We start from the raw sequence: 25,313 nt of genomic DNA, 5'->3' as shown, positions 1-25,313 counted from the left end.
AAGCCCATGGCAACGAAGTCCACGGAACCCCACAGATCAAGTCGCCGTACGTTCCTGAAGGGAACGACGGTCGCCGCCGCCGCGCCTGCCGCGGCCGCTCTGCTCGCGGGCGCGCTGCCCGGCACCGCAGCCGCAGCAGACGCGTCCGCCCTGCCGGACTACGCGCCGGTCCCCTCGGCCTCGGTCGGTCCCGCGCTCAACGCGGACGGCTACTTCGTGGGCCCGATCACGAGGAACCTCTACTGGGTGACCGACTCCTACTACCAGGCAATGTTCCTGACCACCCGTGAGGGCGTCGTGCTCGTCGACGCGCCGCCCACTATCGGACACAGCCTGCTGCGCGCCATCGAGCAGGTGACCAGGGCCAACGGAATGCCTGGCAAGGTCACACACCTGGTGTACTCCCACTCCCACGCCGATCACATCGGGGCCTCGGTCATCCTGGGCAAGGACGTGGTGCGCATCGGCCACACCGAGACCCGCCGTCTGCTGCGCCTGGACAGGGACCCCAACAGGCCTGCCCCGACGGTGACCTTCGACGACCGCTACGTCCTGAAGGTGGGCGGCGAGAGACTGGAACTTGCCTACCACGGTCCCAACCACTCGCCCGACAACATCTTCATCCACGCCCCCGACCACGCGACGCTGATGGTCGTGGACGTGCTGTACCCGGGTTGGGTGCCGTTCCAGAACCTCGCCGTCTCGCAGGACATACCAGCCTGGGTGAAGGCGCAGGACGTGGCGATGGACTACCCGTGGCAGACCCTGGTCGGCGGCCACCTCGGACGCCTCGGAGTCCGCGCCGACGGCGACACGCAGCGGCAGTACATGGCCGACCTCGACGCCTCCGTCCGCAAGGCCTCGTCGACGGTGGACCCCACGCCCTACTTCCAGAAGTACGGGCCGTCCGGGAACTCCTGGGCCGTCTTCAAGACCTACCTCGAAGCTGTCGCCCAGCAGGCGGCCGACCCGGTGATCGCCAAGTACAGCGGATCGCTGGCCGCCGCCGACGTCTTCACGGCCGACAACGCCTTCGCACTGCTCGAATCGCTGCGCATCGACGCCGGACAACTCGGCCCGTTCGGCATTCGCCCATGAGCGGCACCGTGGGGAGGAGCTAACTGAGGTCGGGGAGGTTCTCGGTGGCGTAGCGCCCCATCAGCTCCGTCGGGGGCTTCCCGAGGCTCAGGTCCCGGGTGGGCGGTGCCACTCCCGGCTCGGCGGGTGTGGCGCCCGCGAGGAGAAGTTCCTCCATGCCACCCGGGGTGAAGAAGAAGATCATCTTGGCCGCGTGGTAACCGCGGCTGCGGAAGCGGTGCCGAGTGCCTCGCGGTACGAAAAAGAACACTCCGGGGCCGGCGGTCGGTCAGTCAGGCACAACACTCCGTCTTCCCTGTGCCCGGTTGTTCAAGGGTCGCAGCACAGGCCAGTTCGGGTGTGCCGCGCGAAGTGCTCCACACCCACTGCTGTGTGCCGAGGGTGTAGCAGCCGGCCGAGGCATTTTCGGTGACCATGTCGCCGAGGCAGACGTCCGAGTTGACCATTCGGCTGTCGCAGATCTCGATCGTGGCGACGGAGCGGTCGATGGCCTCGCGCATCTGGGAGGCGTCGAGTGCGACGAGCCGGCCGCCTTGAGCGTCGCGCTCGTCGCCGTGGGTGAGGTGGTACGGAACGCGTTTGGCGGCGTCAGTGGTCTGGCGCCGCGGATTACCCGGCTGGACTGTGATTGATTCGGGGCCGACGGTGGCGACGGCAGAACGAGCGTGGAAGACCGGCCGTTGGTGTCTCCGGGTGGGGCGAACGTTTGCGGCCGAGCGAGTCACCGGAAGGGGCGACGTTGCGGCGTCACGGTTGGGTCTGTGATGGCTCCCACTGTGCCGGGCATGAGGGTCGCGATCCGCTACCGCCAACATGCCCGGACTTTGTCAGGGCCGGCTCGAGGGCCTCTGCTCGCTTCCCTTCCTGTCAATGCCGGGATCAACGTAGGAAGGTTCGCTGTCGCTGTCGCTGTCGCTGTCGCTGTCGCTGTCGCTGTGGCCGAGGCTGCATGCGTTGGACTCGACCACCTGAACACCGGTGCCACCGAAGCTGGTTGAGGTGGCCAGGGGTTGTCAGTGGCTGGTGACAGGATCACCGACATGGTTTTCCTACGTACTACTCCGCCGCGGCCCGTGGACGTGACCGCGGTCTTTCCCGAGCTGGCGCCGTTGGCGCGTCCTGCGGTTCGGCTGCACCCGCGTCCCGGGGCACCTTCGGTCGGGGAGAGCTCGGTCGGGGGGCCGTTGCTGTGGCCGGCTGGGGAGCCGTGGCCGCACTGCCAAGCCTCGCACCTGCACCGTGACAGTGGGTTCCGTAAGTCGCCGGACGACGTGCGGCTCAAGAGACACATGCAGGCCCGGTGGCATCGTGATCACAATGGCCGTGGGGCAACGCCAGAGGAGGCGGCGATCAAGGAGCGGAACACCGTGAGGCTCGCGGAGCGATTCGCTGCCGGTCCCCCGTTGCCCGCGGACTGCCCGGTCCCCATGCTGCCCGTGGCCCAGCTGTATCTGCGCGACGTACCCCTGCTGCGGCCGCCCGGACAGGCCGATCTGCTCCAGGTTCTGTGGTGCCCTTACGACCACGTTCCGGATTGGAAGCCGGCGACCGCGCTGTTCTGGCGGTCCGCGGCCGAGGTCGTCGACATCCTCGCCACACCGCCCGAGCCGTACGAGGTGAACTATCCGGGCTATATGCCGGAACCGTGCGTGCTGGCACCGGAAGCGATCACCGAGTACCCCGCCAGCCTCGATCTGAGCCCGCAGATGCTGCTGATGGTGGAGGACTGGAGCAGATGGCAGGCAGCCGGCGCCGATGTGGACAGCTCCTACGCGGAATATCCGCGGGACTTCTATGACGTCCATCTGGCTGACGCGCCCGGATGGAAGGTCGGCGGCTGGCCTCCGTGGGGCCGCACCGACCCCAACCCCCGATGCTGCACTGTCTGTGATGTGCAGATGGTCCCGCTGCTGACCATCGCTTCCTTCGAATGGGACGGCGGTGAGGGACACAGCTGGGCGCCTTGCGAAGAACAGGCCGTCGCCATCGCCGTCAAAACTGCCGGTCGTTGCTGTGGCCAGGACCCCTCGCAGCCGACCAGGGTCGAAGTCGGCAGCACCGACAACATGCAGATCTACGTCTGCCCGGCCTCCCCCGAGCATCCGCACACCGACCTGATCCAATGAGCTGCCGGGCCTGTGACACACCCTCCCGCAGTCGGTGGCGGAAGTGCCGCCGCGCCAGGTGTGTGACTGACCGCTCGCCTCACGGCGGCGGGACCCGCAGCGCACGAGGCTCCTGTGTCGTTGGGGGTGTTCGAAGTCCCAACCCGTTGGCACAGAAGCCCCGTTGGTTCCCCACCCTGCCGCACTCGACCTGCCGCACGCGTTGGTCGAGCGGATCACCATGCTCATCGTCAGCCGCGTGGGTGACCGCCGCTGCGTGAGGACGATCCGGCGGCGTATATGGGGGAGCAGCGGTTCGTCGAGCAGCTGGCGTATGTTCGGGCGTATCCGGCGGAGTTGCCAGTTCTGAGCGGGTTGCTGCCGGGTGCCGAGACGCCTGTGCAGATTCTGATCGGTCGCGACGATGAGGTGGTGCCGGTGGAGAACGCCGAGTTCCTCCACGATCGGCTGCCGGTCAGCAAGCTGGACATCATCTATGCCGGGCACTTCGCGCGGGAGGAAGCTCCCGACCCGTACGCAGAGGTCGTCACCTGTTGGTGGCAGGCCAACTAAACCTCACAACACGCCGACACCACGTCCCATTCGGAGGGCGTGGGTTCTGAAGCCCCTGGCGGCCGAGTCCACTCTCTGGTTGTCAGGGGCTTTGCCTTGCGTGGCATTTCGCTGTGTCACGCCGGCTCGTTTTCTGGCGAGCCACGGGAGGAAACCTTGATGAGAGGGGAGTCGCCGGCTGTCGAGGTCCAGTTGATGAACTTCAATGCCGTCCTGGATCAGATTCACTCTGAGGCGTGGCTGGGCACGGCCTAGGCCGCGTGGCCCTGTTCGAGGCCATATCGACACGTGTGCCGGCCCGGCTTACCGTGCTGTCCCTGGCAGCCTGGAAAGAGGACCTCACCGTGCATCCTCAGCAGTTCTCCGCACCGCACTTCTTGGAACACGTCCGTGCCACTGCCGAGGCGATCGGCGCACCCTACTCCGAGGCCGCGACGCAGGCGGTGCTCGACGCCTACGGCCCGATGTTCGCGGAGGGGGCCGTTCTGTGGCGGGCCACTGACCGTCCTGGCGGCGACCTCAACTACCGTTTCTACGCACGCCGTTCCACGGACACCGTCGCGGTGGCCAGGCGCGCGGGGTTCATCGCGGCGGACGACCGGCTCGGCGACCTGGTGCAGGCGTGGAACACGCTGTACGACGGCACCCCCGAGCAGTCGTGTGACTTCGACGCCGCCCGTGGGCTCACCAAGACGTGGCTCTACCTGGGCGGCACCCGGCCGGTCGGCGATGTGCTCGCTGTCGAGCCCGTGCCGTTACCGATCCGGGAACGCGGCCCGCTATTCCACAGCCTGGGACTGGACTTCGTACGGCACGTCTGCGTGGACTACGACAACGGGACGGTCAACCTCTACTTCCGGGCTCGCGGCCCCCTCACCGAGGACCAGTGCCGGAGTTTCACCGCACTGGCCGGTGCCGCACCTCCGGACCGCCGTCTCTACGGGGAGATGGCCACGTTCCTCTCCCAGGGCGCGTACACGTTCTCCGTGACGCTCTCGCCCGGCGACGGGGCGATCGAGCGGGTCGCCTTCTACGCCCTGAAGCTTCCCGAGGGGAGTCGTCCCACAGTCGGCGACCGTCTCACCATGTTCTTCGAGAAGGCCCCCTCCTTCGACCCCGAGGAGATGAACGCCGTCGCCTGGTCGTTCGGGTCGGGAAGCGGAACGTACATCAAGGCCGAGCGGAGCTACTGCGGAGATCTGGTGTCGCTCATCAAGGGATGGAACACATTCTTCAGCCAGTCCGAGACCACCGATCCGGCACTTACCGCCGGAGGTGAGAAGCGATGACCGCGGCAGCTCGGCCGGACTCGGCATACCTGCTCGGTCACTCATCCACGGAGACCGACCGGCTCGTGCTGCAGGCCCGCCTGTACGACCCGATCACCGAACAGGCCCTGCTGACCGCGGGGTTGCGCCCAGGTATGCGTGTCCTCGACGTCGGCTGCGGAGCCGGCGACGTCACGTTCCTGGCGGCAAAGATCGTCGGGTCGGCGGGCTCGGTCGTCGGAGTCGACGCGGCGCCACGCGCCCTGGAAGTGGCACGGGCTCGCGCCCTCTCCCGAGGAGGCGAGGCGACGGTGACGTTCCGTCCGATGACCCTGCCCGACGTCGACGTCGACTTCGGGGGGCGGGTGGACGCCGTCATCGGCCGCCTGGTCCTGGGCCACCTTCCCGACCCGGTGACGGCGCTGCGCCGTCTGTCCCGGCTCGTACGACCCGGCGGACTCATCGCCTTCCAGGACTTCGACAACTTCCCGCTTCGCGTGGAACCTCACATCCCGCTCACCGGCGCCGTCCTCCAGGCCATCGCCGCCGCCCTCACGGTGAACGGCAACAGCCTCGGAACAGGAGTGCGCCTACACGGCCTCTTCCGCCGGGCGGGCCTGGCCGTGCCCGGTCTGTCGGCGACGACACCGATGGGTGGCGCCGAACACGACACCGTTCTCCCTCTCGTCGCCCAGACCTACCGCGCGCTGTCCCAGGCGGCTCTGCCCGGAAACGCCGACGCCGGCGACCGCGCAGCGACCATCGGCGACATCGACACCCTGCTCAACCGGATGCGCACCGAAGCCGCGGAGACGGACGCGGTGGTCGTCATGCCGACCGCAGTGACGGCCTGGAGCACGCTCCCGCTGCCTGAGGACCCCACGACCTGAGGGCCCGTCGTCCGGCTCGTTGCGAGCGTTCGGCGCCGAGCGACCGTTCGGCGCGGCGTGCATCGCGAATGCAGCGCCACCGGAACCGGTGTGAGCCGTGCGTCAGGCTTCTGATCGATTGGTCCCGCTCGGGACTGCTGCAAGCGGCCTAGCTGGGCCCCGCTCCGGGACGTCGTTGACCCGTTATCGCACGGCTGTGTGGCGCGAAGTCTGGGCCGAGTCGGGGAGTCGTCGGGAGCCTTCTAGCGGATCCTCTGCTGTTCCAGCCGTTTGAAGATCTCGGACCTCTTGTAAAGCACCTTGGCATTCCGCCCGCGGCCGAGTTTGTATCCCTTGAGACCCAGCTTCGATGCTTCTCGATAGACCCAGCTCGTGGACATGCTGAGCATTGTGGCCACCTGAGAAGTGTCCATAAGGACGGGTTCGACGGGGAGGTGCCTGGATGGCGCGGCAACGTCTGAATGGGGCTGGGCGGGATTCGGCTGCGATTCCATTGGCGAGAGGCTCCTCGAGACGGTCTGAGATTGGAGCTCAGGGTTCTGTTGCTGGGCACGGGCCTCATGGTCGTGGCGGCAGCCGGTTTGGTTGCGCCGCTGCTTGCGGATATGCGGTCGCCCCAGGTGACGATCGCGCTTCCGTGGGCCGTGGAGTGACGGTGATCACGGACATCGATCGGGGGGAGCTGAGTACGCTACGAGCGTCGCTGCGTCAGCGAGCCGTGTGGTCGGTACAGGCCCGTAGTTCATCTGATGGAGTGCCAGAAAGGTCAGCAAGTGGTCAGCATCAGTCCTGAAAAACCTGGCGGAAGCTGCCCGGACTTGCGACTCGTTGTAAGGTGTGGAAACAGCCCTTGACCTGCAAAAACGCAGGCAGGGAGCCTAGGTCCAGGAGTAGCTCGATGCTGCGTACCATGTTCAAGTCCAAGATCCACCGTGCCACCGTCACCCAGGCCGACCTGCACTACGTCGGGTCCGTCACCATCGACCGGGATCTGCTCGACGCCGCCGATCTGCTGCCCGGTGAGCTCGTGCACATCGTCGACATCGACAACGGTGCCCGTCTGGAGACGTACGTCATCGACGGGGAGCGGGGGAGCGGTGTCATCGGGATCAACGGGGCCGCGGCCCACCTCGTGCACCCCGGTGACCTGGTGATCATCATCAGTTACGCTCAGGTCGACGACGCCGAGGCGCGTGCGCTGCGGCCCCAGGTCGTGCACGTCGACCGGGAGAACCGGATCGTGGCCCTCGGCGCCGACCCGTCCGAGCCCGTGCCGGGCGGGGACCAGGAGCGTAGCCCCCAGGCGGTGGCGGCCGCCACGGTCTGACCGTCCCGTCACAGACGCGAGGAGAGCCCAGCCCATGAGTGACATCGAGATCCGAGACCTTCGGGACAAGGGCCTCCTCGAGGCCCACACCGCGGGAGAGCCGGACGGGAAAGCCCTCGGGTACATCCAGTACTTCGTCCTCGACGCCCCCGAGACCGCCCTCGTACCCGTGCACACCATCGTGGAGCCCGAGAACGAGGGCCGGGGCATCGCAGGATCGCTGGCCCGCGAGCTGTACTCCATGGCCGCCCGCGAGGGCATCGCCGTCGCGCCGCTGTGCCCGTTCGTCGTGAAGTGGGCCGCGCGTCACCCGGGCGAGGCCCCCGTCGCCCCGCCCGAGCTGATGGCCGCCGCGAAGCGTGCCATCGTGGCGAACCCCCACCGCTGGTGACCGCGTAGGCCGAGCCGGGGCGGAGGGGTGATGGCGATGTCGTCGCCCCTCCGCCCCGGCTCGGCCTGGGGGCCCCGGCCCGGCCCCAGACTCGCCCCGGCCCCCGCGCGGCAGCCCATAAGTCGGCCTACCCTGAGTCGAGTTGCCCCCGGCAAGCCCGTGAGCGAGGAGCGCCGCATGACCCAGGACAGCACCGGAGACGTCGTCATCAGCCCCACCGGCTGGGTGGCCGAGCAGGCCCGTACCTACGAGGAGTCCGGCGGCACCGAGGGCACCACGATCCAGGGCGCGCCCTGCCTGCTGCTCGACTACCGGGGGCGCCGGACGGGGCAGTGGCGCCGCACCGTGCTCATCTACGACCGGGACGGCGACGACTACCTGATCGTCGCCTCGTACGGCGGCGCCGACCAGCACCCCCAGTGGTACCTGAACCTCCGGTCCGAGCCGGAGGTCCGGCTGCGCGTCGGGACCGAGCGGTTCGCCGCCCGCGCCGAGACCCTGTCACCGCAGGAGAAGGCCCGCGTATGGCCCCATCTGGTGGAGACCTTCGCCCCGTACGAGGGCTATCAGAAGAAGACCGAGCGGGACATTCCCGTCGTACGCCTCAGCCGTATCCAGGGCTGAGCGCCGGGCCGGGGGAGGAGTGGACCCGGCGGGCGTGGGCACGCGAGCCGGGAGACAGTGGCAGGGACCGGCCAATGCCCCGCCGGAGCGCGGCCGGCCGCCGACCCTCTGGAGGAATCCCGATGACGCACCCCATCCCCGACCCCGTCACCCCGCCCGCACCAGGGCCCGACGTCCCGGATCCGGGGCCGTTCCCCCCTCCGGTCCCGACGCCCCCGCCGCCGGCCCCGGAACCGACACCGAAGCCCTCACCACCCCCCGTCCCGAGCCCCCCGAACCCGGACCCGGAACCGTCCGCTCCCGAGCCCCAGCCCTCACCCGCGTAGGCCGGAGAGACCAGAGCGGCTTGCCAAAGCGGCAAGATCTACGCCCTACACCCGAACCTCCGACCGGTCCCCGCCCCACAGCGTGTGGAACGACCCCTCGCGGTCCGTGCGCCGGTACGTGTGTGCTCCGAAGAAGTCCCGCTGCCCCTGCGTCAGCGCCGCCGGCAGGCGGTCCGCACGCAGCGCGTCGTAGTACGCGAGCGCCGCCGCGAAGCCCGGTGCCGGTACGCCCTCCGTCGTCGCGGCGACCAGGACGGCACGCCAGTCGTCCTGCGCCGCGCCGATCTCCTCGGCGAACGTCTTGTCCGAGAGCAGGCTCGGCAGGTCGGGCCGGGCGTCGTACGCGGCGGTGATCCGGTCGAGGAACGCGGCCCGGATGATGCAGCCACCGCGCCAGATGGAGGCCACGGCACCCAGGTCGATGTTCCAGTCGTACGCCTCGCTGCCCGCCGCGATCTCGTGGAAGCCCTGCGTGTACGACACGATCTTCGACGCGTACAGCGCCTGCTCGACCCGGTCGGCGAAGGCCGCCGCCTCCGGCCCGCTCAGCGTGGTCGGCGTCGGGCCCGGCAGGCCCTTCGACGCGGCCCGCAGATCCGCGTGCCCCGACAGCGAGCGCGCGAAGACGGCCTCTGCGATGCCCGACACCGGAACGCCCAGGTCGAGGGCGATCTGCACGGTCCAGCGCCCCGTGCCCTTCTGCTCCGCCTCGTCGAGCACCACGTCCACGAACGGCTTGCCCGTATCCGCGTCCACGTGCGACAGGATCTCGGCCGTGATCTCGATCAGATACGAGTCGAGCCGGCCCGTGTTCCACGTCCGGAAGATGCCGGCGATCTGAGCCGGGGAGTAGCCCGCCACATCACGCAGCAGCTCGTACGCCTCGCCGATGAGCTGCATGTCGGCGTACTCGATGCCGTTGTGGACCATCTTCACGAAGTGACCTGCGCCGTCCGGGCCGACGTGCGTCACGCACGGGGCGCCGTCCTTGGCCTTCGCGGAGATCTTCTCCAGCATCGGACCCAGCGCCGCGTACGACTCCGTGCTGCCGCCCGGCATGATGCTCGGCCCGTTCAGGGCGCCCTCCTCGCCGCCGGAGACACCCGTTCCCACGAAGTGGATGCCGCGTTCGCGCAGGTCGCGCTCGCGGCGCCGGGTGTCGGCGAAGTGCGCGTTGCCCCCGTCGACGATCATGTCGCCGGGCTCCAGGAGCGGCGCGAACTCCTCGATCACCGCGTCCGTGGGGCCGCCCGCCTTGACCATGATCACCAGGCGCCGGGGACGTTCGAGCGCGGCCACGAACTCCTCCGCGGTCTCGGTCGGGACGAAGTCGCCCTCGCCGCCGAACTCCGCCACCAGGTCATGTGTGCGGGACGCGGTGCGGTTGTGCAGGGCGACCGTATAGCCGTTCCTGGCGAAGTTGCGGGCGAGGTTGCGCCCCATGACAGCGAGCCCCGTGACGCCGATCTGGGCTGAAGTGCTCATGTCTGTCGCTCCTGTGGTTCCTGAAGTACAGAGTGATCGTTCCTGTTCATTTGTAGCGCGGTGAGGCGTAGCGTGACGTTTCGACGCTCTCCGTGACCGCACCGAACCAACTCGTTCGGAAGCTCTTCCACGCTCACTCCGAAGACCCGGGCGGAAGCCGCCGCGCGGCGCCCGCCGGCCTTCACGACAAGGAGCCGCCCGTGACCCACTTCGATCTTCCCCTCGACCAACTGCGCACCTACCGGCCGGTGTTGGAGGAACCCGAGGACTTCGACGCGTTCTGGGACAAGACCCTGGCCGAGGCGCGCGAACACGACCTCGACGCGACGTTCACGCCGGTCGACGTGCCGCTGACCACCGTCGACGTCTTCGACGTCACGTACGCCGGGTTCGGCGGGCAGCCGGTCAAGGGCTGGCTCGTCCTGCCCGCCGGTGCGACCGGGCCGCTGCCCGCCGTCGTCGAGTACATCGGCTACGGCGGCGGCCGCGGCCTGCCGCACACGCATCTGCTGTGGGCCGCCGCCGGGTTCGCGCACTTCGTCATGGACACCCGGGGTCAGGGCTCCGCGGGCCTGGTGGGGGACACCCCGGACCCGGTCGGCAGCGGGCCCTCGCACCCCGGCTTCATGACGCGCGGCGTCGAAGACCCGTACGCGTACTACTACCGGCGCGTCTTCACCGACGGTGTGCGTGCCGTCGAGGCGGCCCGCTCGCACCCGCTGGTCGACGCCTCGCGCGTCGCCGTGCTCGGCGCCAGTCAGGGCGGCGGCATCGCGATTGCGGTGGGCGGGCTCGTGCCGGACCTCGTCGCCGTCGCGGCCGACGTGCCGTTCCTGTGCCACTTCCCCCGCGCGGCCACCCTGACCGAACGCAACCCGTACCGCGAGATCGGCTACTACCTCAAGACGCACATCGGCGCCGACGAGCAGGTCTTCCGTACGCTCTCGTACTTCGACGGCGTGCACTTCGCGGCCCGTGGCACCGCGCCCGCCCTCTTCTCGGTGGGCCTGGAGGACCAGACCTGCCCGCCCTCCACGGTCTTCGCGGCGTTCAACGCCTACGCCGGGCCGGACAAGGCGATCAAGGTGTACGCCTTCAACGATCACGAGGGCGGCGGCTACTTCCACCAGGCCGCCCAACTCGACTGGCTGCCACGGCACTTGCGTGGCTGAGACGCGTCTTGTCACGCGTACGCGGGAGCGCTAGCTTGCCGCTTCCGAGGCGTGTGAGGGGGGCTTCCATGACGGAACACGGCAGGCATCGCCGGCATCAGCGGAACCTGATCAACCGGACATCGCTCACCGTCACGGCGGGCGGCGCGGGCATCGCGATCCCCCTCATCGGCGCGGGAGCGGCGCAGGCGGCGACCTGGGAGGCATACGACGGAGCGGAGCAGGCGGCACGCGCCACCGGGGAGAGTCCGCAGGGGGCCATCAAGGACGTCAAGCCCGAGACCACGCCCCAGTCGAAGGCCGGCACCGCCGAGATGTACACCGTCGTCAGCGGCGACAGCCTCTCGGCCATCGCCGACTCCCGTGAAGTGCGGGGCGGCTGGCGGCAGTTGTACGAGAAGAACCGCCGCACCATCGGCCCGGACCCCGACCTCATCCTGCCGGGCCAGCGGCTCACCCTGCGCCCGTCGGCAGCCACGCCCCCGCATACATCGAAACCAAAGCCCAAGCCGAAGCCCGAGCGGACCGCCACCGCGCACCACCCGAAGAAGCAGGCGCCGGCTGTCACGCATGACGTCATCGCCCCTGTCTCCGCCGGGATCGGCACCCCGTACCGCGCGTCGGGTTCCTCCTGGTCGAAGGGCTACCACACCGGCGTCGACTTCGAAGTGTCCACCGGTACCACGGTCAGGGCCGTAGCCGCCGGTCACGTCGTCTCGTCGGGCTGGGGCGGCTCGTACGGCTACGAGGTCGTGATCCGGCACGCCGACGGCAAGTACAGCCAGTACGGGCACCTCTCGGCGCTCAGTGTGAAGGCGGGGCAGCGGGTCGTCGCGGGCCAGCGCATCGCCCGGTCCGGCTCCACGGGCAACAGCACGGGCCCGCATCTGCACTTCGAGGTGCGGACGGGGCCCGGCTTCGGTTCGGACGTCGACCCGCTGGCGTATCTGCGGGCGCACGGCGTCAGGATCTGATGCGCTCGTCCCGTGATCGCTTGTCGCGGGGCCGGCGCCACTCCTCGTAATGACCGGTCTTCTTGTGGCCGCGGCGGGACGCGGCGTCCTTTCGCGGAGCCTCGACGCGCCGGGTCAGCGGCTCGTCGCCGGTGACCGCGGGTGACGACTGGGCGGGCATCGTCGCGGCGGCCGTCTCCCCGGCCCCCTGCCGGTCCCCGCTGATCCGCTCCGTCGTCAGCAGGATCAGGCCACCCGCAGCGACGACACCGCAGCCGAGCGCGAGCGCCGTGCCCGTCACGCCGTAGCGGAACGACTCACCGAACAGCGTGAGCCCGACCGCCGCCGCGACCACCGGGTTCACGACCGTCACCGTCGACAGCGGCGCCGCGAGACCCGCACCCCGGTACGAGGCCTGAGACAGAAGCAGCCCGGACGTGGCGAGCGCCGCGATCACCACGAAGCTGGAGAACTGCACCAGCGAGCCGCCCTCCCGCCAGTCCACCGCCACGGACTTCGTGAACACCGACGCGATGCCGAACGCGACACCGGCCGCCGCCGCGAGCAGCACGCTGCGCACGACAGGGTGGCGGTGCACGGCATGGGCGAGCGCCATCAGGGCGACGACCGTGCCGGCGGTCACGACGGCCACAAGGAACCGCTCAGCCCCTTCGAAGGAGTGGTCGGTCGCCGATCCCGTGAGGGCAAGGAGACCCGCGAGACCCACCGCCGCCATCATCGCGCCGCGCCAGGCGGTCGCGCCCGCCCTGCGGTGCACGAACAGGGCCGCCATCGGCAACGCGAACACGATCGTGAGCGCGCCCAGCGGCTGTACGAGGCTCAGCGGGCCGTAGGCCAGAGCCGCCACGTGCAGCAGCGCTCCGAGGCCGTTGAGCGCGACGGCGCACCACCACATCGGGCGGTGCAGGGGCGCGTACGCGTGCTCGGGTGTGGACTCCGCGACCCGCTCCTGCAGGATCGCCCCGGCCGCGTACGCGACGGCGGAGACGAGGGAGAGCAGCACGGCCAGGGTGAGGGCGCTCATGAGCGGCTCCTCACGGCGCGGCGCACTGCGAGGCGCGGCGGACGATCCTCTTCCATACCTCTACGATCTCTCTTTCTCGCGCTCACGTCGTCGTACCAGAGGCCGCACCGGTTCCTACTGCCGATGGAGTACGACCCGTGCCGGTCCTACGCCCCATGGTTGATCCGCCGGCACCCCACCCATGACCTGCGGACGCCCACTTGCTGTACTGATCCGGTGACAGCACCCATCGACCTGCGCGAACTGGGGTCCCTCGGAGGATTTTTCGCTCTGCGTGACGCGAGTGACGCGAGCGACACGGAAAGTGACCTTGTGACGCTGGGGGACGCGTACCGACGCGTCGGCCGCGACGCCCTGGAGTTCCGTGTCACGAAGGTCGCGCGGGCACTCTCCGTGTCCGAGGCGCGGGTCGCCGTGTCGGTGGCCCAACTCGGACTCGCGGCACGCCTGTGGTCGGTGGCGCTCGGCAGCGCGGCCCTCTTCGGACGCGTCCCGGACCTCGCCCCCGAGCGGCTGCACTGGAACCCGGACGCGAGCGCGCCCGATGACCTGTTTCTGGCCATGGGTCCGAGCGACCTGCCCGCCGACGCCGAAACCCTTTGCGCCCTCGTCCTCGACCGTCACCTGGAGCCCCTGTCGGCGGCCCTCCGCGCCCGCCACCGGATCTCGGCCCCGCTGCTGCGCGGCAACGCCGGGTCCGCGCTCGCCGGTGCCGCCCGCGAGATCAGCCGCTGGGCACGCGGCGCCCATCGCCCCGACGTCGCGACCCGCGCCCGCCTCCTGACCGCCGAGCTCTTCGAGGACCCGCGCCTCGCCACGACCGGCACGCGCACCGGGTCCGCCTTCCGCCGCACGAGCTGCTGCCTGTACTACCGCGCCCCCGGCGGCGGACTCTGCGGCGACTGCTGCTTCGGGCGGCCCCCGCAGCACTCTTCCCCACCGGCCGCTTCTGGGTGACCATGAGGGTTCGTGGCCGGGGAACCGACGGATTGCGGTGGTTCTGCATGAAGGTAGGCCTGCTGACCCGTGAGTACCCGCCGGACGTCTACGGCGGAGCGGGCGTCCATGTCGAGTTCCTGGCAAGGGAGTTACGCCCTCTCGTCGACCTCGACGTCCATACGTGGGGCGAGGGCCGCTCCGAGGGGCTGAGACGCCATCGCCCCTGGCAGGCCCTCGACGGCGCGAACGACGCGTTACGCACCTTCTCCGTGGACCTCTCCATCGCCGCCGCCCTCGAAGGCCGCGAACTCGTCCACTCTCACACCTGGTACGCCAATCTCGCGGGCCACCTCGGCAAGCTGCTGCACGGCATCCCGCACGTGGTGACCGCCCACTCGCTCGAACCCCTGCGCCCCTGGAAAGCCGAGCAACTCGGCGGCGGCTACGCCCTGTCCGGCTGGGCCGAGCGCACGGCGGTCGAGGCGGCCGACGCGGTCATCGCCGTCTCCGGAGCCATGCGCGACGACATCCTGGCCTGCTACCCGGCGATCGACCCGGAGAAGGTCCGCGTCGTCCACAACGGCATCGACTCCGCCCTCTACCGCCCAGACCCGGCAACCGACGTCCTCGACCGGATCGGCCTCGACCAGGACCGCCCGTACGTCGTCTTCGTCGGGCGCATCACGCGGCAGAAGGGCGTGCCGCATCTCCTGCGGGCGGCCAAGGGGCTCGATCCGGCGGCGCAGCTCGTGCTGTGCGCCGGAGCGCCCGACACCCCCGCCGTCGGGCAGGAATTCCGCACCCTCGTTGACGAGTTGCGCGCCACGCGCGACGGAGTGCACTGGATCCCGCAGATGCTGCCGCGTACCGAGGTGGTCCAACTCCTCACCCACGCAAGGGCGTTCGTGTGCCCGTCGGTGTACGAACCGCTCGGCATCGTGAACCTGGAGGCGATGGCCTGCGGCACCGCCGTCGTGGCCTCCGCCGTCGGCGGCATCCCCGAGGTCGTCGCCGACGGGTCGACGGGGCTGCTCGTGCCGTACGAGGAAAAGGACCCGGACGCGTTCGAGCGCGGGCTCGCGCAGGCACTGAACCGGCTGGTGGGCGACCCCGCCGAGGCGGCCCGCATGGGGGTGGCGGGCCGGGAGCGCGCGCGGCGCGAGTTCGGCTGGGACACGGTGGCCCGGCGTACGGCCGATGTGTACGACGAGATCCTCAAGGCGACGTAGACGCCAAAAGCGACTCAAGGCGAGGTAGACGCCAAAGCGAAGTAGATCGTCAACGTGAATCTGGGGGCTGGGATGCGCGGTGGACCTTCGGTGCTCGGGATCGTGCTGGCCGGCGGAGAGGGCAAGCGGCTGCTGCCACTGACCGCCGACCGGGCCAAACCAGCGGTCACGTTCGGCGGCACGTACCGCCTCGTCGACTTCGTCCTCTCCAACCTCGTCAACGCGGACATCCTGCGGATCTGCGTCCTGACCCAGTACAAGTCGCACTCGCTCGACCGGCACGTCACGACGACCTGGCGCATGTCGAGCCTGCTCGGCAACTACGTCACACCCGTCCCGGCGCAGCAGCGCCTCGGCCCCCGCTGGTACCTCGGCAGCGCGGACGCGATCCTGCAGTCACTGAACCTGGTCCAGGACGAACAGCCGGACTACATCGCGGTGTTCGGCGCCGACCACGTGTACCGCATGGACCCGCGCCAGATGCTGAGCCAGCACATCGAGAGCGGCGCCGGGGTCACGGTCGCGGGCATCCGCATCCCGCGCGCGGACGCCTCGGCGTTCGGGATCATCAGCCCGGCGGGCGACGGTACGCGCGTGGAGAGCTTCCTGGAGAAGCCCGCCGACCCGCCCGGCATCCCGGGCTCGCCGCACCAGGTCTTCGCGTCGATGGGCAACTACATCTTCACGACGAAGACCCTGATCGACGCGTTGCAGCTGGACTCGGAGATGCCCAACTCCATTCACGACATGGGCGGTTCGATCCTGCCGATGCTCACCGAGCGGGGCGTCGCCCAGCTCTACGACTTCGACGGCAACCACGTCCCCGGCGAGAGTCCGTACGAGCACGGCTACTGGCGGGACGTCGGCACCCTCGACGCGTACTACGAGGCCCACCTCGACCTGCTCTCCGACAAGCCCGCCTTCAACCTCGACAACCAGCGCTGGCCGATCTACACGCACCCCGGGCAGCTGCCGCCGTCCAAGTTCCTCGCGGGCGGGATCGCGGGCCAGTCCATCGTCAGTCCCGGCTGCGTCATCCGGGGGCAGGTCACCCGTTCCGTCCTTTCGCCGGGGGTGACGGTCGAGGAGGGGGCCGTCGTCCAGGGCTCCGTCCTGCACGACAACGTCCGGATCGGCCGGGGGGCCGTGGTGCGCGGCGCCGTCCTCGACAAGAACGTCGACGTCCCTCCGGGCGCGACCATCGGCGTGAATCCGGAGCGTGACGCCGAGCTCTACACGGTGTCCAAGGGTGGCGTGATCGCGCTGGGGAAGGGCTGTCGCGTGGCCGCCTGACGCGCGAACGGGTGCCCGCCGCCTGGCCGATGCCGACCCCGCCGCCTCGTCGATGTCCACCCCGGCGGCGGGACTTCATCTGTTGTTTACTGTGCGTAGCTTGATCGTACTTGACCGTAATCACCGGCCAACGGTTGACTGCCCCCATCCCGTCGTCGACGTGAGAGCGGCCCCAGTGAAGTCTCAGAACTCATCGCAGCCTCAGCAGGTTCGGCCCGCGCAGAGCCCGGACCTCCTCGCCCCCCTCGACCTGGCGTTCTGGAACATCGAGACCGCCGAACACCCCATGCACCTGGGGGCGTTGGGGGTGTTCACCGCGGGCTCGCCGGGTGACGCCCGGCACGCCGCCGAACTCCTTGCCGCGCGCGCCGCCGGTGTGCCCGGTCTGCGGATGCGGATCAAGGGAGTCCGGATTCCCGTCGGCGGTGCGGCCCGGCAACCCGTACCCGACTTCGACCCGGTCAGGCATGTGCGGCTCGCGGAGCCCGTCGCCGACTTCCACGCGGCGGCCGGCGCGCTGATGGAACGGCCTCTCGACCGGTCCCGGCCGCCGTGGGAGGCCCACGTGCTGCCGAGCGAGGACGGTGCCTCGTTCGCAGTCCTCTTCAAGTTCCACCACGCGCTGGCCGACGGGCTGCGGGCGCTCACGCTCGCCGCCGGCGTCATGGACCCGATGGACCTGCCCGTCTCGCGGTCGGCGCCACCGGCCCCGGCGTCGCGCGGACCCCGGCTGCCGCTCCCCGGCATCATCGACCTCCACCTCGGCGACCTCGACCCGCGCAAGCTGCCCGGCCTGGTGCGCGAGACCGCGTCCAGCGCCGCCATGGCGCTCGACATCGGCGCCTCCGTCGTGGCTGCCACCCTGGACGTCCGCACCTCGCCCGCGCTCTCCTCGCGCGCCACGGGCACCCGGCGCACCGAGGGCGTGATCCTCGAACTCGACGACGTGCACCGGGTCCGCAAGACGGTCGGCGGCACCGTGAACGACGTCCTCATCGCCGTCGTCGCGGGAGCGCTGCGGCGCTGGCTCGACGAGCGCGGGGACGGCAGCGACGGGGTACGGCCGCGCGCCCTGATCCCCGTGTCGCGGCGGCGGCCCCGAACGGCCCACCCGCAGGGCAACCGGCTGTCCGGCTATCTGGTGAAACTGCCCGTCGACGAGGGCGACCCGCTCGCGCGGCTGCGCACCGTCCGTACGGCCATGGACCACAACAAGGACGCGGGACCGCAGCGCGGCGCGGGCGCCGTCGCCCTGCTCGCCGACCACGTACCGCCGATCGGCCACCGGATCGGCGGACCCGTCGTCGCCCAGGCGGCCCGCCTTCTCTTCGACATCCTCGTCACGAGCGTCCCCCTCCCGAGCCTCGGCCTACGCCTCGGCGGCTGCCCCCTCACCGAGGTCTACCCCCTCGCCCCTCTCGCCCAGGGCCAGTCCCTCGCGGTCGCGGTCTCGACGTACCGGGGGAGCGTGCATTACGGCCTGGTCGCCGACGCAGCGGCGGTCCCTGACCTGGACGTGCTGGCGACGGGGATCCGGGAGGAGCTCGCGGATCTGGTGCGGGTGTGCGAGGCGGGGGAGGGGCGGGGCTGAGGGGGGTGTCGGCTGTGGGGGAGCCGTCCGGCTGACGGGGGTGCTGGCTGGGCTGGGCGAGTTGGTCTGGCTGACGGGGTGGCGTCGGGGCCGGGGGAGCGGTCTGGCTGACGGGAGCGGGCTGCTGTGCACGCGGTCGCGCTGACGGGTGCGCATGGCTGTGGCCCGGCTGACCTCAGGCGGACCGGACCTCGACCAACCCCTCTGCGGCCGGGCAGCCCGCGCGCCGGCGCATCCGCTCATGTCAGCCGCACCGCGATCAGGCCTGGCCCGCTCAAGTGGGTTGGCCGGGGTGCCGCCCAGCCGCCCGGCACCGGTGTCCATGCCCATCGTCCGGCCGCCAGGCGCACGTGGCCCCGCTGACGGCCCCCGGCCGCCCGCGGCCGATGCCAATACGACCCGCCCCGACAGGACGTCCCCCATGGCGGCAAGTCGCCACGGCGCGTTTCCGCCCGTTCCCAGGGGCACCGCCCCGCTCCCCGCGCTGGAATCCTTCCGTCCAACCGACCCGGTGGACAAGGGAGTTGGACAGTGCCCTCTTCGTGGAAAGCGCCTTCCGCGCGACCCTCGATACCCCACGACCCGACACACAGAACAGAACGCTCCGCGCGGCGCGCGAGATGGTCGGCGGCGGGCGCCGCGGTGCTCGCCGCCCTTCTCGTCGGCGCAGCGATGCCCGCGACCGCGGCCGGTGACGTACCGCCCGACGGCGCCAAAGGCCCCGTATTCACCGACCCCGGCGCCCGGGCGACCCCGACCGGCCGCCACACCGTCACCCTGCTCACCGGTGACGTCGTCACCTACAGCGGCAAGGGCGACTCGCTCCAGATCGACCGCATCGTGCCCGGCGAGGGCCGTGAGGGCATGGGCTTCACGCGCCACCACGTCGACGGACACGAGTACGCCGTACCGATCGACGCCGCAGAGCAGATCGCGAGCGGACGGGTCGACCAGCGGCTCTTCGACGTGACCGAACTCGCGGCGGACGGCTACAACGACCAGGACGCGAGCACGCTGCGCCTCGTCGTCGGGGACGCGCCGTCCGTCGCGGGCGGCCCGAGGGCACCCGAGCACGCGCGCGTGGCCGACCGTTTCGACATCGCCAAGTCCGCCGTGCTGAGCGTGCCGAAGAAGGAGACGGGTGCCGTCTGGCGGCAGCTCGCCACCGCGTCGGCCGCCGCGCGCTCCGCCGGTATCGGCAAGGTGTGGCTCGACGGCCGTGTGAAGGCCAGCCTCGACGAGTCCGTGCCGCAGATCGGCGCCGACGAGGCCCACAAGCGCGGCGTCACAGGCAAGGGCGTCAAGGTCGCCGTCCTGGACACCGGTTACGACAAGGGCCACCCCGACCTCAAGGGCCGGGTGGTCGCCGAACAGGACTTCACCGGCGACGGCGGAGGCGTCCAGGACGAGCAGGGCCACGGCACCCACGTCTCCTCGACCGTGGCCGGCACCGGCGCGGCCTCCGGCGGCCGCTACGCGGGCGTCGCCCCCGGCGCCGACCTCATCGAGGGCCAGGTCCTCGACTACAGCGGCAGCGGATACGACTCCTGGATCCTTGCCGGCATGGAGTGGGCGGCAGCCCAGGGCGCCGACATCGTGTCCATGAGCCTCGGCGGCAGCCAGGCGTCCGACGGCACGGACGCGATGTCCGCCGCCGTCGACCGCATCTCGCGCGAACACGGCACCCTGTTCGTGATCGCCGCGGGCAACACCGGTGACCAGACCATCGGTTCACCCGGTGCCGCCGACGAGGCGCTCACCGTCGGCTCCGTCACGAAGTCCGGCGAACTGTCGTCGTTCTCGTCACGCGGCCCGCGCCAGGGCCGCTGGGCCGTCAAGCCGGAGATCGCCGCCCCGGGCAGCGACATCGTCGCCGCCCGCGCCGCCGGCACCCTCGCCGACGCAGCGGTCAACAGCTCGTACGCCTCCCTGTCCGGTACGTCGATGGCGACCCCGCACGTCGCGGGCGCAGCCGCGCTGCTCAAGCAGAAGCACCCCGACTGGACCGGGCAGCAGCTCAAGGCCGCGCTGGTCGGTACCGCGAGCGAGGTCAAGGGCACCACGGTCGACCAGACCGGCGGCGGCCTCACCGACGTACCGGCCGCCATGGACGCGAGTGTGACGGCCACGCCGAGCACGCTCGCCGCCCGTGCGTCGGGCAGTGACGAGAGCCGCGAGATCACCTGGACGAACACCACGGCCAAGCCCGTCACCCTTCAACTCTCCGCCCAGGGCGACGTGGTGAAGACCGGTCAGGCGACGGTCACCGTCCCGGCGAACGGCACCGCCACCAGCACCGTCAAGCTCGCCCTCGCCCAGGTCGGCCCCGGCGCCTCCACCGGCGGACGCGTCATCGCCGACTGGCCCGGCAAGGGCAGCGTCAGCGTCCCCGTGTCCGTGACGTCGGCCGAAGAGACCGGCGTCCTCACCCTCACCGGCCCCGCCCCGCGCGCCGGCGCCCAGCAGACGTCGACCACCGTCGTCCTGCAGAACGAGAAGACCGGCGACTCCTGGCTCACCGGCGTGAACAACACCACCTCGCGCAAGTTGACGATCCCGCGCGGCAGTTACCGCCTCCTAGTCACCACCTGGGAGTACAACACGGTCGGCTACACCACCGTGGGCGAGACCGCCATCCACTCCGTGCGACGCGTCACCGTCGGCGAGAACGCTTCCGTGCAGCTCTCGACGGACGGCGCGAAGCCTGTCCGCATGGGCGTCGACGACGCGGGCGCGCGCATCACCACGGCGGGCGGGACCGGCCTCGTCTCCTCCGTCGGCGGCGGCGACACCGGCCTCATCGCGACCAGCGCGGCGGGCCCGTACGAGGTGCAGGTGGTCCCCACCCCCGAGGGGCAGAACTACGACGGACTGACCATGTTCGGCACCACCTCGTGGCAGCAGCGCGAGATCGACGCGCACGAACCCGGCGGCACCCCGCAGGACCTCGGACTCCAGCTCTCGCAGTACAGCATCTACCGCTGGACCGGCAGCGTCACCGGCAAGGTCGTCGACATCGGCGGCGGCACGGACGCGGAGCTGGAGGGCAAGGACCTCAAGGGCGCGATCGTGCTCTGGAAGGCCACCAGCGTCTGGGGCGACAAGAACGACCCCATCTACAAGAAGCTCACCGACGCGGGCGTCTCTCTCATCCTCTACCGCGGCTACGGCATCTCGGTCTACAAGCCGACCCCGATCGCCCAGGTCAGCGACGAGTCGATGCCGCTCCTGAAGGACCGCCTCGCCAAGGGCCCGCTGACCCTCACCGTCGAGGGCGTCGACACCTCCCCGACCGCGTACTTCCTTTTCCACAAGACTGACGGCGCGCTCCCCGCGGGCGCCGACTGGTACGACCGCAAGGCCGACCTCGCCCGCATCCACACCATCGAGCGCACCCACGGCTACCCCGGCGACCCGAAGGACCTGTACGCCTGGACGAGCTCGCACGGCCTGCGCCTCGCCCAGCAGACGACCCGCTACCGCGTCCCCGCCGAGCAGGACGTCTACGTGACGCCCGGCGTGCCGTGGACCACGGCGACCTTCCACTACCAGTACGACGTCCACGACCGCGTCTTCCCGCTCGGTACGCAGCTCACCGCGCCCACCGTGTACAGCGCGGACCGCGCCTACTCCGACGACTGGATGTCGGCGCCGTTCAACCCGGCGATCGGCGACTCGAACGTCGTGCGTGACGGCGACAAGCTGCGCGTCTCGCTCCCGGTGTTCTCCGACGCGGCCGGGCACCAGTCCGACTACGCGCCGGAGGCCGACACGGGCACGACGGTCCTCGCGTCCGACGACGGCACGGTGATCGACAAGAACGACAGCCCCGGCAAGGCCGTGTTCGACCTGCCGCGCGCCGACCGCTGGTACCGCCTCACCGTGGACGCTCAGCGTGACGGCGGCGACCCGGTGACGTGGATGCTCGGCACCCGCGTCACCAGCGAGTGGCGCCTGCGCTCGGAGCACGTGGCACACGCCACACCGGCCAAGCTCCTCGACCTCGACTACGACCTGCCCCTCAGCGGCACCAACTCGGTCGACGAGGACAAGGCGTTGACCTACACGGTCGGCGCGGCGAAGGGCACCGCTCCGCTCGCCTCGCTCAAGGTCTCGTACGCCACCGACGGCACGACCTGGCACCAGGCCGACGCCGTCCGCGGTGCCGACGGGCGCTGGAAGGTGACCGTCCCGGCCGCCGGAACCGCCAAGGTCTCCCTGAAGACCACCGCCACCGACGCCACCGGCGCCGCGCTCACCGAGACCCTGACCGACGCCTACAACTCGGGATGCCCCGACATGTGGTGCGGCTGGGAGGACTGACCCGGCCCCTGAGCGGGCCGCACCCTGAAGGGCCCCGGGCCCGCCGGACGAAGACCGGGTACATGACCGACGTACCAGGACCGTCCGGCGGGCCCTCCGGCTTTTGTGACCAAGGTCCCGCTTTTGTGACCAAGGTCCGGCCGCTGTGACCAAGGTCCGAGGCCGGACGCTCCTGGCCGGGCCCGTGAGCGGGATAAACTACCCACTTGGCGGAGTGTCGACGGGGGTCGTAAGGTTCCGCCTTTTGGGAGCTTCCGCGGTCACTCACAGCACGCCGCGGTCCGAGTGACGCGAGGAAACGCACCGGCATGACGATGACAGAGGACACCCCGACGGGCGCCACGGACGACGTGGTGGCCACCGAGGGATCGGAATCGTTCGGCCCCGGGATCGACCCGGAGCGGCTGGCCGTCTGCCTCAGCGTGCTCGACGAGCTGGACAAGCTCGATGTCGACCACCCGGACGCGATCCAGGTCCGCCGCGCCACCGCCGGTATCTACCGCACCGTGAAGCAGCGCCGCCGCCAGGATCGCCGCGCCGCGAAGACCGCCCACGACAAGGCCGTCACCGAGGCGACCGCCACCGGCTCCGCCGAGCGCATCGACGACGAGACGGAAGGCCTCCTGCCGTCCTCCAGCGTCGAGGAGGGCAAGCTCGCCGGCATCCTCCAGCGCCCGCGCTCCTGCTACACCTGCAAGACCCGGTATGTGGAAGTCGACTACTTCTACCACCAGCTCTGTCCCGAGTGCGCCGCCCTGAACCGCGCCAAGCGCGACGTCAGCGCCGACCTCAGCGGCAAGCGCGCCCTGCTCACCGGCGGCCGCGCCAAGATCGGCATGTACATCGCGCTGCGACTGCTCCGTGACGGTGCGCACACGACGATCACGACGCGCTTCCCCAAGGACGCCATCCGCCGCTTCAAGGCGATGGACGACTCGGCGGACTGGATGCACCGCCTGGAGGTCGTCGGCATCGACCTCCGCGACCCGGCCCAGGCCGTCGCCCTCTCCGACCAGATCGCCGAGCAGGGCCCGCTCGACATCCTGATCAACAACGCGACGCAGACCGTACGCCGGCTGCCCTCCGCGTACGCCGCGCTCGTCGAGGGCGAGACCGCGCCGCTGCCGGCCGGTGAGCTGCCCGCCCACCACGTGATCGGCGCGTTCAACTCCGGAGCGGTCGACGGCCTGGCCGCGCTGCCCGCCGGTATCTCCGGCATCGACGCCCAGCAGGTCGCCGACCTCGCGCTGGTCGCGGGCAACGCCTCCATCGCCCGGCACCGCGACGGCAGCGCCATCGACGCGGGCGGCCTCGTCCCGGACGTCGTCGACAGCAACACGTGGGTGCAGACGATCGAGCAGATCTCCCCGGTGGAGCTCCTCGAGACCCAGCTGTGCAACTACACGGCGCCGTTCATCCTGATCAGCAAGCTGCGCCCGGCCATGGCCGACGCCGCGAAGAAGGCGGCGAGCGGTCGCGCGTACGTCGTGAACGTCTCGGCGATGGAGGGCGTCTTCGGCCGCGGCTACAAGGGCGCGGGTCACCCCAACACGAACGCCGCGAAGGCCGCCATGAACATGGTGACCCGGACCAGCGCCCAGGAGATGTTCCAGACGGACGGCATCCTCATGACCTCCGTCGACACCGGCTGGATCACCGACGAGCGCCCGCACTTCGACAAGCTGCGCCTCGCCGACGAGGGCTTCCACGCCCCGCTCGACCTGATCGACGGCGCGGCCCGCGTCTACGACCCTGTCGTCCGCGGCGAGGCCGGCGAGGATCTGTACGGCGTCTTCCTGAAGGACTACGCGCCCGGCAAGTGGTAGGACCCCGGCTGGTGGACGGCGTGAGCGGCGCCGCCCGCTGACGCGGCGCGCACCCGCGTACCGCCGTCCACCAGCAGGTCCGTACCGGTGACCCAGGACGCCTCGTCCGACACCAGCCAGCGCACCGCCCGTGCCACGTCCTCCGGCTGCCCGATCCGCCCCGCGGGCAGACCCGCCGCCACGGACTCCTCGGCGCGCTCCCACACGAAGCGCGCCATCTCCGTGCGGACGAGGCCGGGCGACACGGAGTTGACCCGCACCAACGGGCCCAGCTCGCCCGCGAGTTGCTGCGTCAGATGCAGCAGCGCCGCCTTGCTCGTGCAGTACGCGCCCAGGTTGCGGCCCACGTGGGTGGCGCCCTCCGTGCACACGTTCACGACCGCGCCGCCGTGCTCGGACATCCAGGCCCGCCACGCGCACTGCACGAGCCGCAGCGCCGCCTCCACATTGACGGTGAACGCCTCGCGCCAGACCTTCGGATCCGCCTCCATCAGTGGCCCGTACGGCTGGTTCGTCGCCGCGTTGTTCACCACGATGTCGAGCCGCCCGTACGCCTCCATGGCGCGCTCCGTCACCGCCCACAGATGCGCGGGATCCGCGACGGAACCGGCGACCCCGGTGGCCTCGGCACCGGCAGCACGCAGCGCGTCGACACTCTCGCGCACACCCTCCGGGTCACGCGCCGTGACGCACACCCGGGCCCCGGCCTCCGCGAGCGCCACGGCGACGGCCTGGCCGATCCCACGCGAGGCCCCGGTCACGACGGCCACCCTGCCCGCGAGCGAGCGCTGAGTATCCATGCGCGTAAGGTCTCATGACGGGGCGTCAGCTGTCGCGGTCGTGTGCGTAGGGATG

At 70.5% G+C, this 25,313-nt stretch carries 21 protein-coding genes and 1 pseudogene; 17 read left to right on the top strand and 5 right to left on the bottom strand.

Annotation, left to right across the window (positions count from 1 at the left end; translation table 11 throughout):
• Positions 1 to 6: 6 nt before the first annotated feature.
• Positions 7 to 1,098 (top strand): MBL fold metallo-hydrolase, encoded by a 1,092-nt coding sequence (locus ABZ893_RS00475; RefSeq protein WP_361394421.1) that lies wholly within the window; start codon positions 7 to 9, stop codon positions 1,096 to 1,098.
• A gap of 19 nt (positions 1,099 to 1,117) precedes the next feature.
• Here ABZ893_RS00475 and ABZ893_RS00470 read toward each other — a convergent pair whose 3' ends face one another.
• On the bottom strand, positions 1,118 to 1,282 hold the full coding sequence (locus tag ABZ893_RS00470; protein ID WP_361394418.1) for a hypothetical protein: 165 nt from the start codon (positions 1,280 to 1,282) through the stop codon (positions 1,118 to 1,120).
• Between the two features lie 88 nt (positions 1,283 to 1,370).
• Positions 1,371 to 1,598, bottom strand: coding sequence for a hypothetical protein (locus ABZ893_RS00465; protein WP_361394415.1), 228 nt, complete (start codon positions 1,596 to 1,598; stop codon positions 1,371 to 1,373).
• Between the two features lie 540 nt (positions 1,599 to 2,138).
• Here ABZ893_RS00465 and ABZ893_RS00460 point away from each other — a divergent pair.
• The 8 genes and pseudogenes from ABZ893_RS00460 to ABZ893_RS00425 all read left to right on the top strand — a co-directional run bounded on the left by ABZ893_RS00460 (position 2,139) and on the right by ABZ893_RS00425 (position 8,276).
• Positions 2,139 to 3,224 (top strand): hypothetical protein, encoded by a 1,086-nt coding sequence (locus ABZ893_RS00460; RefSeq protein WP_361396021.1) that lies wholly within the window; start codon positions 2,139 to 2,141, stop codon positions 3,222 to 3,224.
• A 163-nt stretch (positions 3,225 to 3,387) separates the two neighbouring features.
• Positions 3,388 to 3,480, top strand: a pseudogene (locus tag ABZ893_RS00455) (IS5/IS1182 family transposase); the annotation flags it as partial.
• A gap of 23 nt (positions 3,481 to 3,503) precedes the next feature.
• Positions 3,504 to 3,776, top strand: coding sequence for an alpha/beta hydrolase (locus ABZ893_RS00450; protein WP_361396140.1), 273 nt, complete (start codon positions 3,504 to 3,506; stop codon positions 3,774 to 3,776).
• Positions 3,777 to 4,012: 236 nt separating this feature from the next.
• Positions 4,013 to 5,065: an aromatic prenyltransferase gene (locus tag ABZ893_RS00445; protein WP_361394412.1), complete on the top strand. Its 1,053-nt coding sequence runs from the start codon at positions 4,013 to 4,015 to the stop codon at positions 5,063 to 5,065.
• The gene (locus ABZ893_RS00440; protein WP_361394409.1) at positions 5,062 to 5,934 is read left to right on the top strand and encodes a class I SAM-dependent methyltransferase; all 873 of its coding nucleotides are present in this window, start codon (positions 5,062 to 5,064) and stop codon (positions 5,932 to 5,934) included. The genes ABZ893_RS00445 and ABZ893_RS00440 overlap by 4 nt, the downstream gene beginning before the upstream one ends.
• An 898-nt stretch (positions 5,935 to 6,832) precedes the next feature.
• Positions 6,833 to 7,261 carry an aspartate 1-decarboxylase gene (panD, locus tag ABZ893_RS00435; RefSeq protein ID WP_361394406.1) on the top strand — a complete coding sequence of 143 codons (429 nt, stop codon included), beginning with the start codon at positions 6,833 to 6,835 and terminating at the stop codon, positions 7,259 to 7,261.
• A 34-nt stretch (positions 7,262 to 7,295) separates the two neighbouring features.
• A complete protein-coding gene (locus tag ABZ893_RS00430) occupies positions 7,296 to 7,652 on the top strand; it encodes a GNAT family N-acetyltransferase (protein ID WP_361394403.1) in 357 nt (118 codons plus the stop codon).
• Positions 7,653 to 7,829: 177 nt separating this feature from the next.
• Complete coding sequence (locus ABZ893_RS00425) at positions 7,830 to 8,276, top strand: nitroreductase family deazaflavin-dependent oxidoreductase (RefSeq protein ID WP_361394401.1); 447 nt, start codon at positions 7,830 to 7,832, stop codon at positions 8,274 to 8,276.
• 371 nt (positions 8,277 to 8,647) lie between these two features.
• On the opposite strand, the gene gndA is transcribed toward ABZ893_RS00425, so the two are convergent.
• Positions 8,648 to 10,087 carry an NADP-dependent phosphogluconate dehydrogenase gene (gene gndA, locus ABZ893_RS00420; RefSeq protein ID WP_361394399.1) on the bottom strand — a complete coding sequence of 480 codons (1,440 nt, stop codon included), beginning with the start codon at positions 10,085 to 10,087 and terminating at the stop codon, positions 8,648 to 8,650.
• A gap of 200 nt (positions 10,088 to 10,287) precedes the next feature.
• Between gndA and ABZ893_RS00415 the strand changes: the two genes are divergently transcribed.
• Both ABZ893_RS00415 and ABZ893_RS00410 read left to right on the top strand, forming a co-directional pair.
• On the top strand, positions 10,288 to 11,259 hold the full coding sequence (locus tag ABZ893_RS00415; RefSeq protein WP_361394396.1) for an acetylxylan esterase: 972 nt from the start codon (positions 10,288 to 10,290) through the stop codon (positions 11,257 to 11,259).
• A 68-nt stretch (positions 11,260 to 11,327) separates the two neighbouring features.
• The gene (locus tag ABZ893_RS00410) at positions 11,328 to 12,233 is read left to right on the top strand and encodes a peptidoglycan DD-metalloendopeptidase family protein (protein WP_361394393.1); all 906 of its coding nucleotides are present in this window, start codon (positions 11,328 to 11,330) and stop codon (positions 12,231 to 12,233) included.
• Here ABZ893_RS00410 and ABZ893_RS00405 read toward each other — a convergent pair.
• Positions 12,223 to 13,257, bottom strand: coding sequence for a DMT family transporter (locus ABZ893_RS00405; protein WP_361394390.1), 1,035 nt, complete (start codon positions 13,255 to 13,257; stop codon positions 12,223 to 12,225). The genes ABZ893_RS00410 and ABZ893_RS00405 overlap by 11 nt on opposite strands.
• A gap of 312 nt (positions 13,258 to 13,569) precedes the next feature.
• Here ABZ893_RS00405 and ABZ893_RS00400 point away from each other — a divergent pair, with 312 nt between their 5' ends.
• From ABZ893_RS00400 to ABZ893_RS00375, 6 genes are all read left to right on the top strand, one after another.
• Entirely contained in the window at positions 13,570 to 14,214 is a 645-nt protein-coding gene (locus ABZ893_RS00400) for a (2Fe-2S)-binding protein (RefSeq protein ID WP_361396018.1), read from the top strand.
• A 47-nt stretch (positions 14,215 to 14,261) separates the two neighbouring features.
• Positions 14,262 to 15,425: a glycogen synthase gene (glgA, locus tag ABZ893_RS00395; protein ID WP_361394387.1), complete on the top strand. Its 1,164-nt coding sequence runs from the start codon at positions 14,262 to 14,264 to the stop codon at positions 15,423 to 15,425.
• 72 nt (positions 15,426 to 15,497) lie between these two features.
• Entirely contained in the window at positions 15,498 to 16,718 is a 1,221-nt protein-coding gene (gene glgC, locus ABZ893_RS00390; RefSeq protein WP_361394384.1) for a glucose-1-phosphate adenylyltransferase, read from the top strand.
• A gap of 175 nt (positions 16,719 to 16,893) precedes the next feature.
• Positions 16,894 to 18,309, top strand: a complete 1,416-nt coding sequence (locus ABZ893_RS00385; protein WP_361394381.1) for a wax ester/triacylglycerol synthase family O-acyltransferase — start codon at positions 16,894 to 16,896, stop codon at positions 18,307 to 18,309.
• 642 nt (positions 18,310 to 18,951) lie between these two features.
• Positions 18,952 to 22,632 (top strand): S8 family serine peptidase, encoded by a 3,681-nt coding sequence (locus ABZ893_RS00380; RefSeq protein WP_361394378.1) that lies wholly within the window; start codon positions 18,952 to 18,954, stop codon positions 22,630 to 22,632.
• Between the two features lie 308 nt (positions 22,633 to 22,940).
• Complete coding sequence (locus ABZ893_RS00375) at positions 22,941 to 24,458, top strand: SDR family NAD(P)-dependent oxidoreductase (protein ID WP_361394375.1); 1,518 nt, start codon at positions 22,941 to 22,943, stop codon at positions 24,456 to 24,458.
• Here ABZ893_RS00375 and ABZ893_RS00370 read toward each other — a convergent pair.
• Positions 24,437 to 25,258 carry an SDR family oxidoreductase gene (locus tag ABZ893_RS00370; protein ID WP_361394372.1) on the bottom strand — a complete coding sequence of 274 codons (822 nt, stop codon included), beginning with the start codon at positions 25,256 to 25,258 and terminating at the stop codon, positions 24,437 to 24,439. The genes ABZ893_RS00375 and ABZ893_RS00370 overlap by 22 nt on opposite strands.
• Between the last annotated feature and the right edge of the window lie 55 nt (positions 25,259 to 25,313).

This window comes from Streptomyces sp. NPDC046821 (assembly GCF_040645335.1).
Lineage (GTDB): Bacteria > Actinomycetota > Actinomycetes > Streptomycetales > Streptomycetaceae > Streptomyces.
Note: the sequence above shows the minus strand (reverse complement) of the source record. Positions and strands in the feature narration are given on the sequence as shown.

Bases quoted from the DNA above. Each gene is read 5' to 3' on its own strand.
- ABZ893_RS00475 (WP_361394421.1), top strand. From the start codon at position 7: ATGGCAACGAAGTCCACGGAACCCCACAGATCAAGTCGCCGTACGTTC.
- ABZ893_RS00470 (WP_361394418.1), bottom strand. From the start codon at position 1,282: ATGATCTTCTTCTTCACCCCGGGTGGCATGGAGGAACTTCTCCTCGCG.
- ABZ893_RS00465 (WP_361394415.1), bottom strand. From the start codon at position 1,598: ATGCGCGAGGCCATCGACCGCTCCGTCGCCACGATCGAGATCTGCGAC.
- ABZ893_RS00460 (WP_361396021.1), top strand. From the start codon at position 2,139: ATGGTTTTCCTACGTACTACTCCGCCGCGGCCCGTGGACGTGACCGCG.
- ABZ893_RS00450 (WP_361396140.1), top strand. From the start codon at position 3,504: ATGGGGGAGCAGCGGTTCGTCGAGCAGCTGGCGTATGTTCGGGCGTAT.
- ABZ893_RS00440 (WP_361394409.1), top strand. From the start codon at position 5,062: ATGACCGCGGCAGCTCGGCCGGACTCGGCATACCTGCTCGGTCACTCA.
- panD (WP_361394406.1), top strand. From the start codon at position 6,833: ATGCTGCGTACCATGTTCAAGTCCAAGATCCACCGTGCCACCGTCACC.
- ABZ893_RS00430 (WP_361394403.1), top strand. From the start codon at position 7,296: ATGAGTGACATCGAGATCCGAGACCTTCGGGACAAGGGCCTCCTCGAG.
- ABZ893_RS00425 (WP_361394401.1), top strand. From the start codon at position 7,830: ATGACCCAGGACAGCACCGGAGACGTCGTCATCAGCCCCACCGGCTGG.
- gndA (WP_361394399.1), bottom strand. From the start codon at position 10,087: ATGAGCACTTCAGCCCAGATCGGCGTCACGGGGCTCGCTGTCATGGGG.
- ABZ893_RS00410 (WP_361394393.1), top strand. From the start codon at position 11,328: ATGACGGAACACGGCAGGCATCGCCGGCATCAGCGGAACCTGATCAAC.
- ABZ893_RS00405 (WP_361394390.1), bottom strand. From the start codon at position 13,257: ATGAGCGCCCTCACCCTGGCCGTGCTGCTCTCCCTCGTCTCCGCCGTC.
- glgA (WP_361394387.1), top strand. From the start codon at position 14,262: ATGAAGGTAGGCCTGCTGACCCGTGAGTACCCGCCGGACGTCTACGGC.
- glgC (WP_361394384.1), top strand. From the start codon at position 15,498: ATGCGCGGTGGACCTTCGGTGCTCGGGATCGTGCTGGCCGGCGGAGAG.
- ABZ893_RS00375 (WP_361394375.1), top strand. From the start codon at position 22,941: ATGACGATGACAGAGGACACCCCGACGGGCGCCACGGACGACGTGGTG.
- ABZ893_RS00370 (WP_361394372.1), bottom strand. From the start codon at position 25,258: ATGGATACTCAGCGCTCGCTCGCGGGCAGGGTGGCCGTCGTGACCGGG.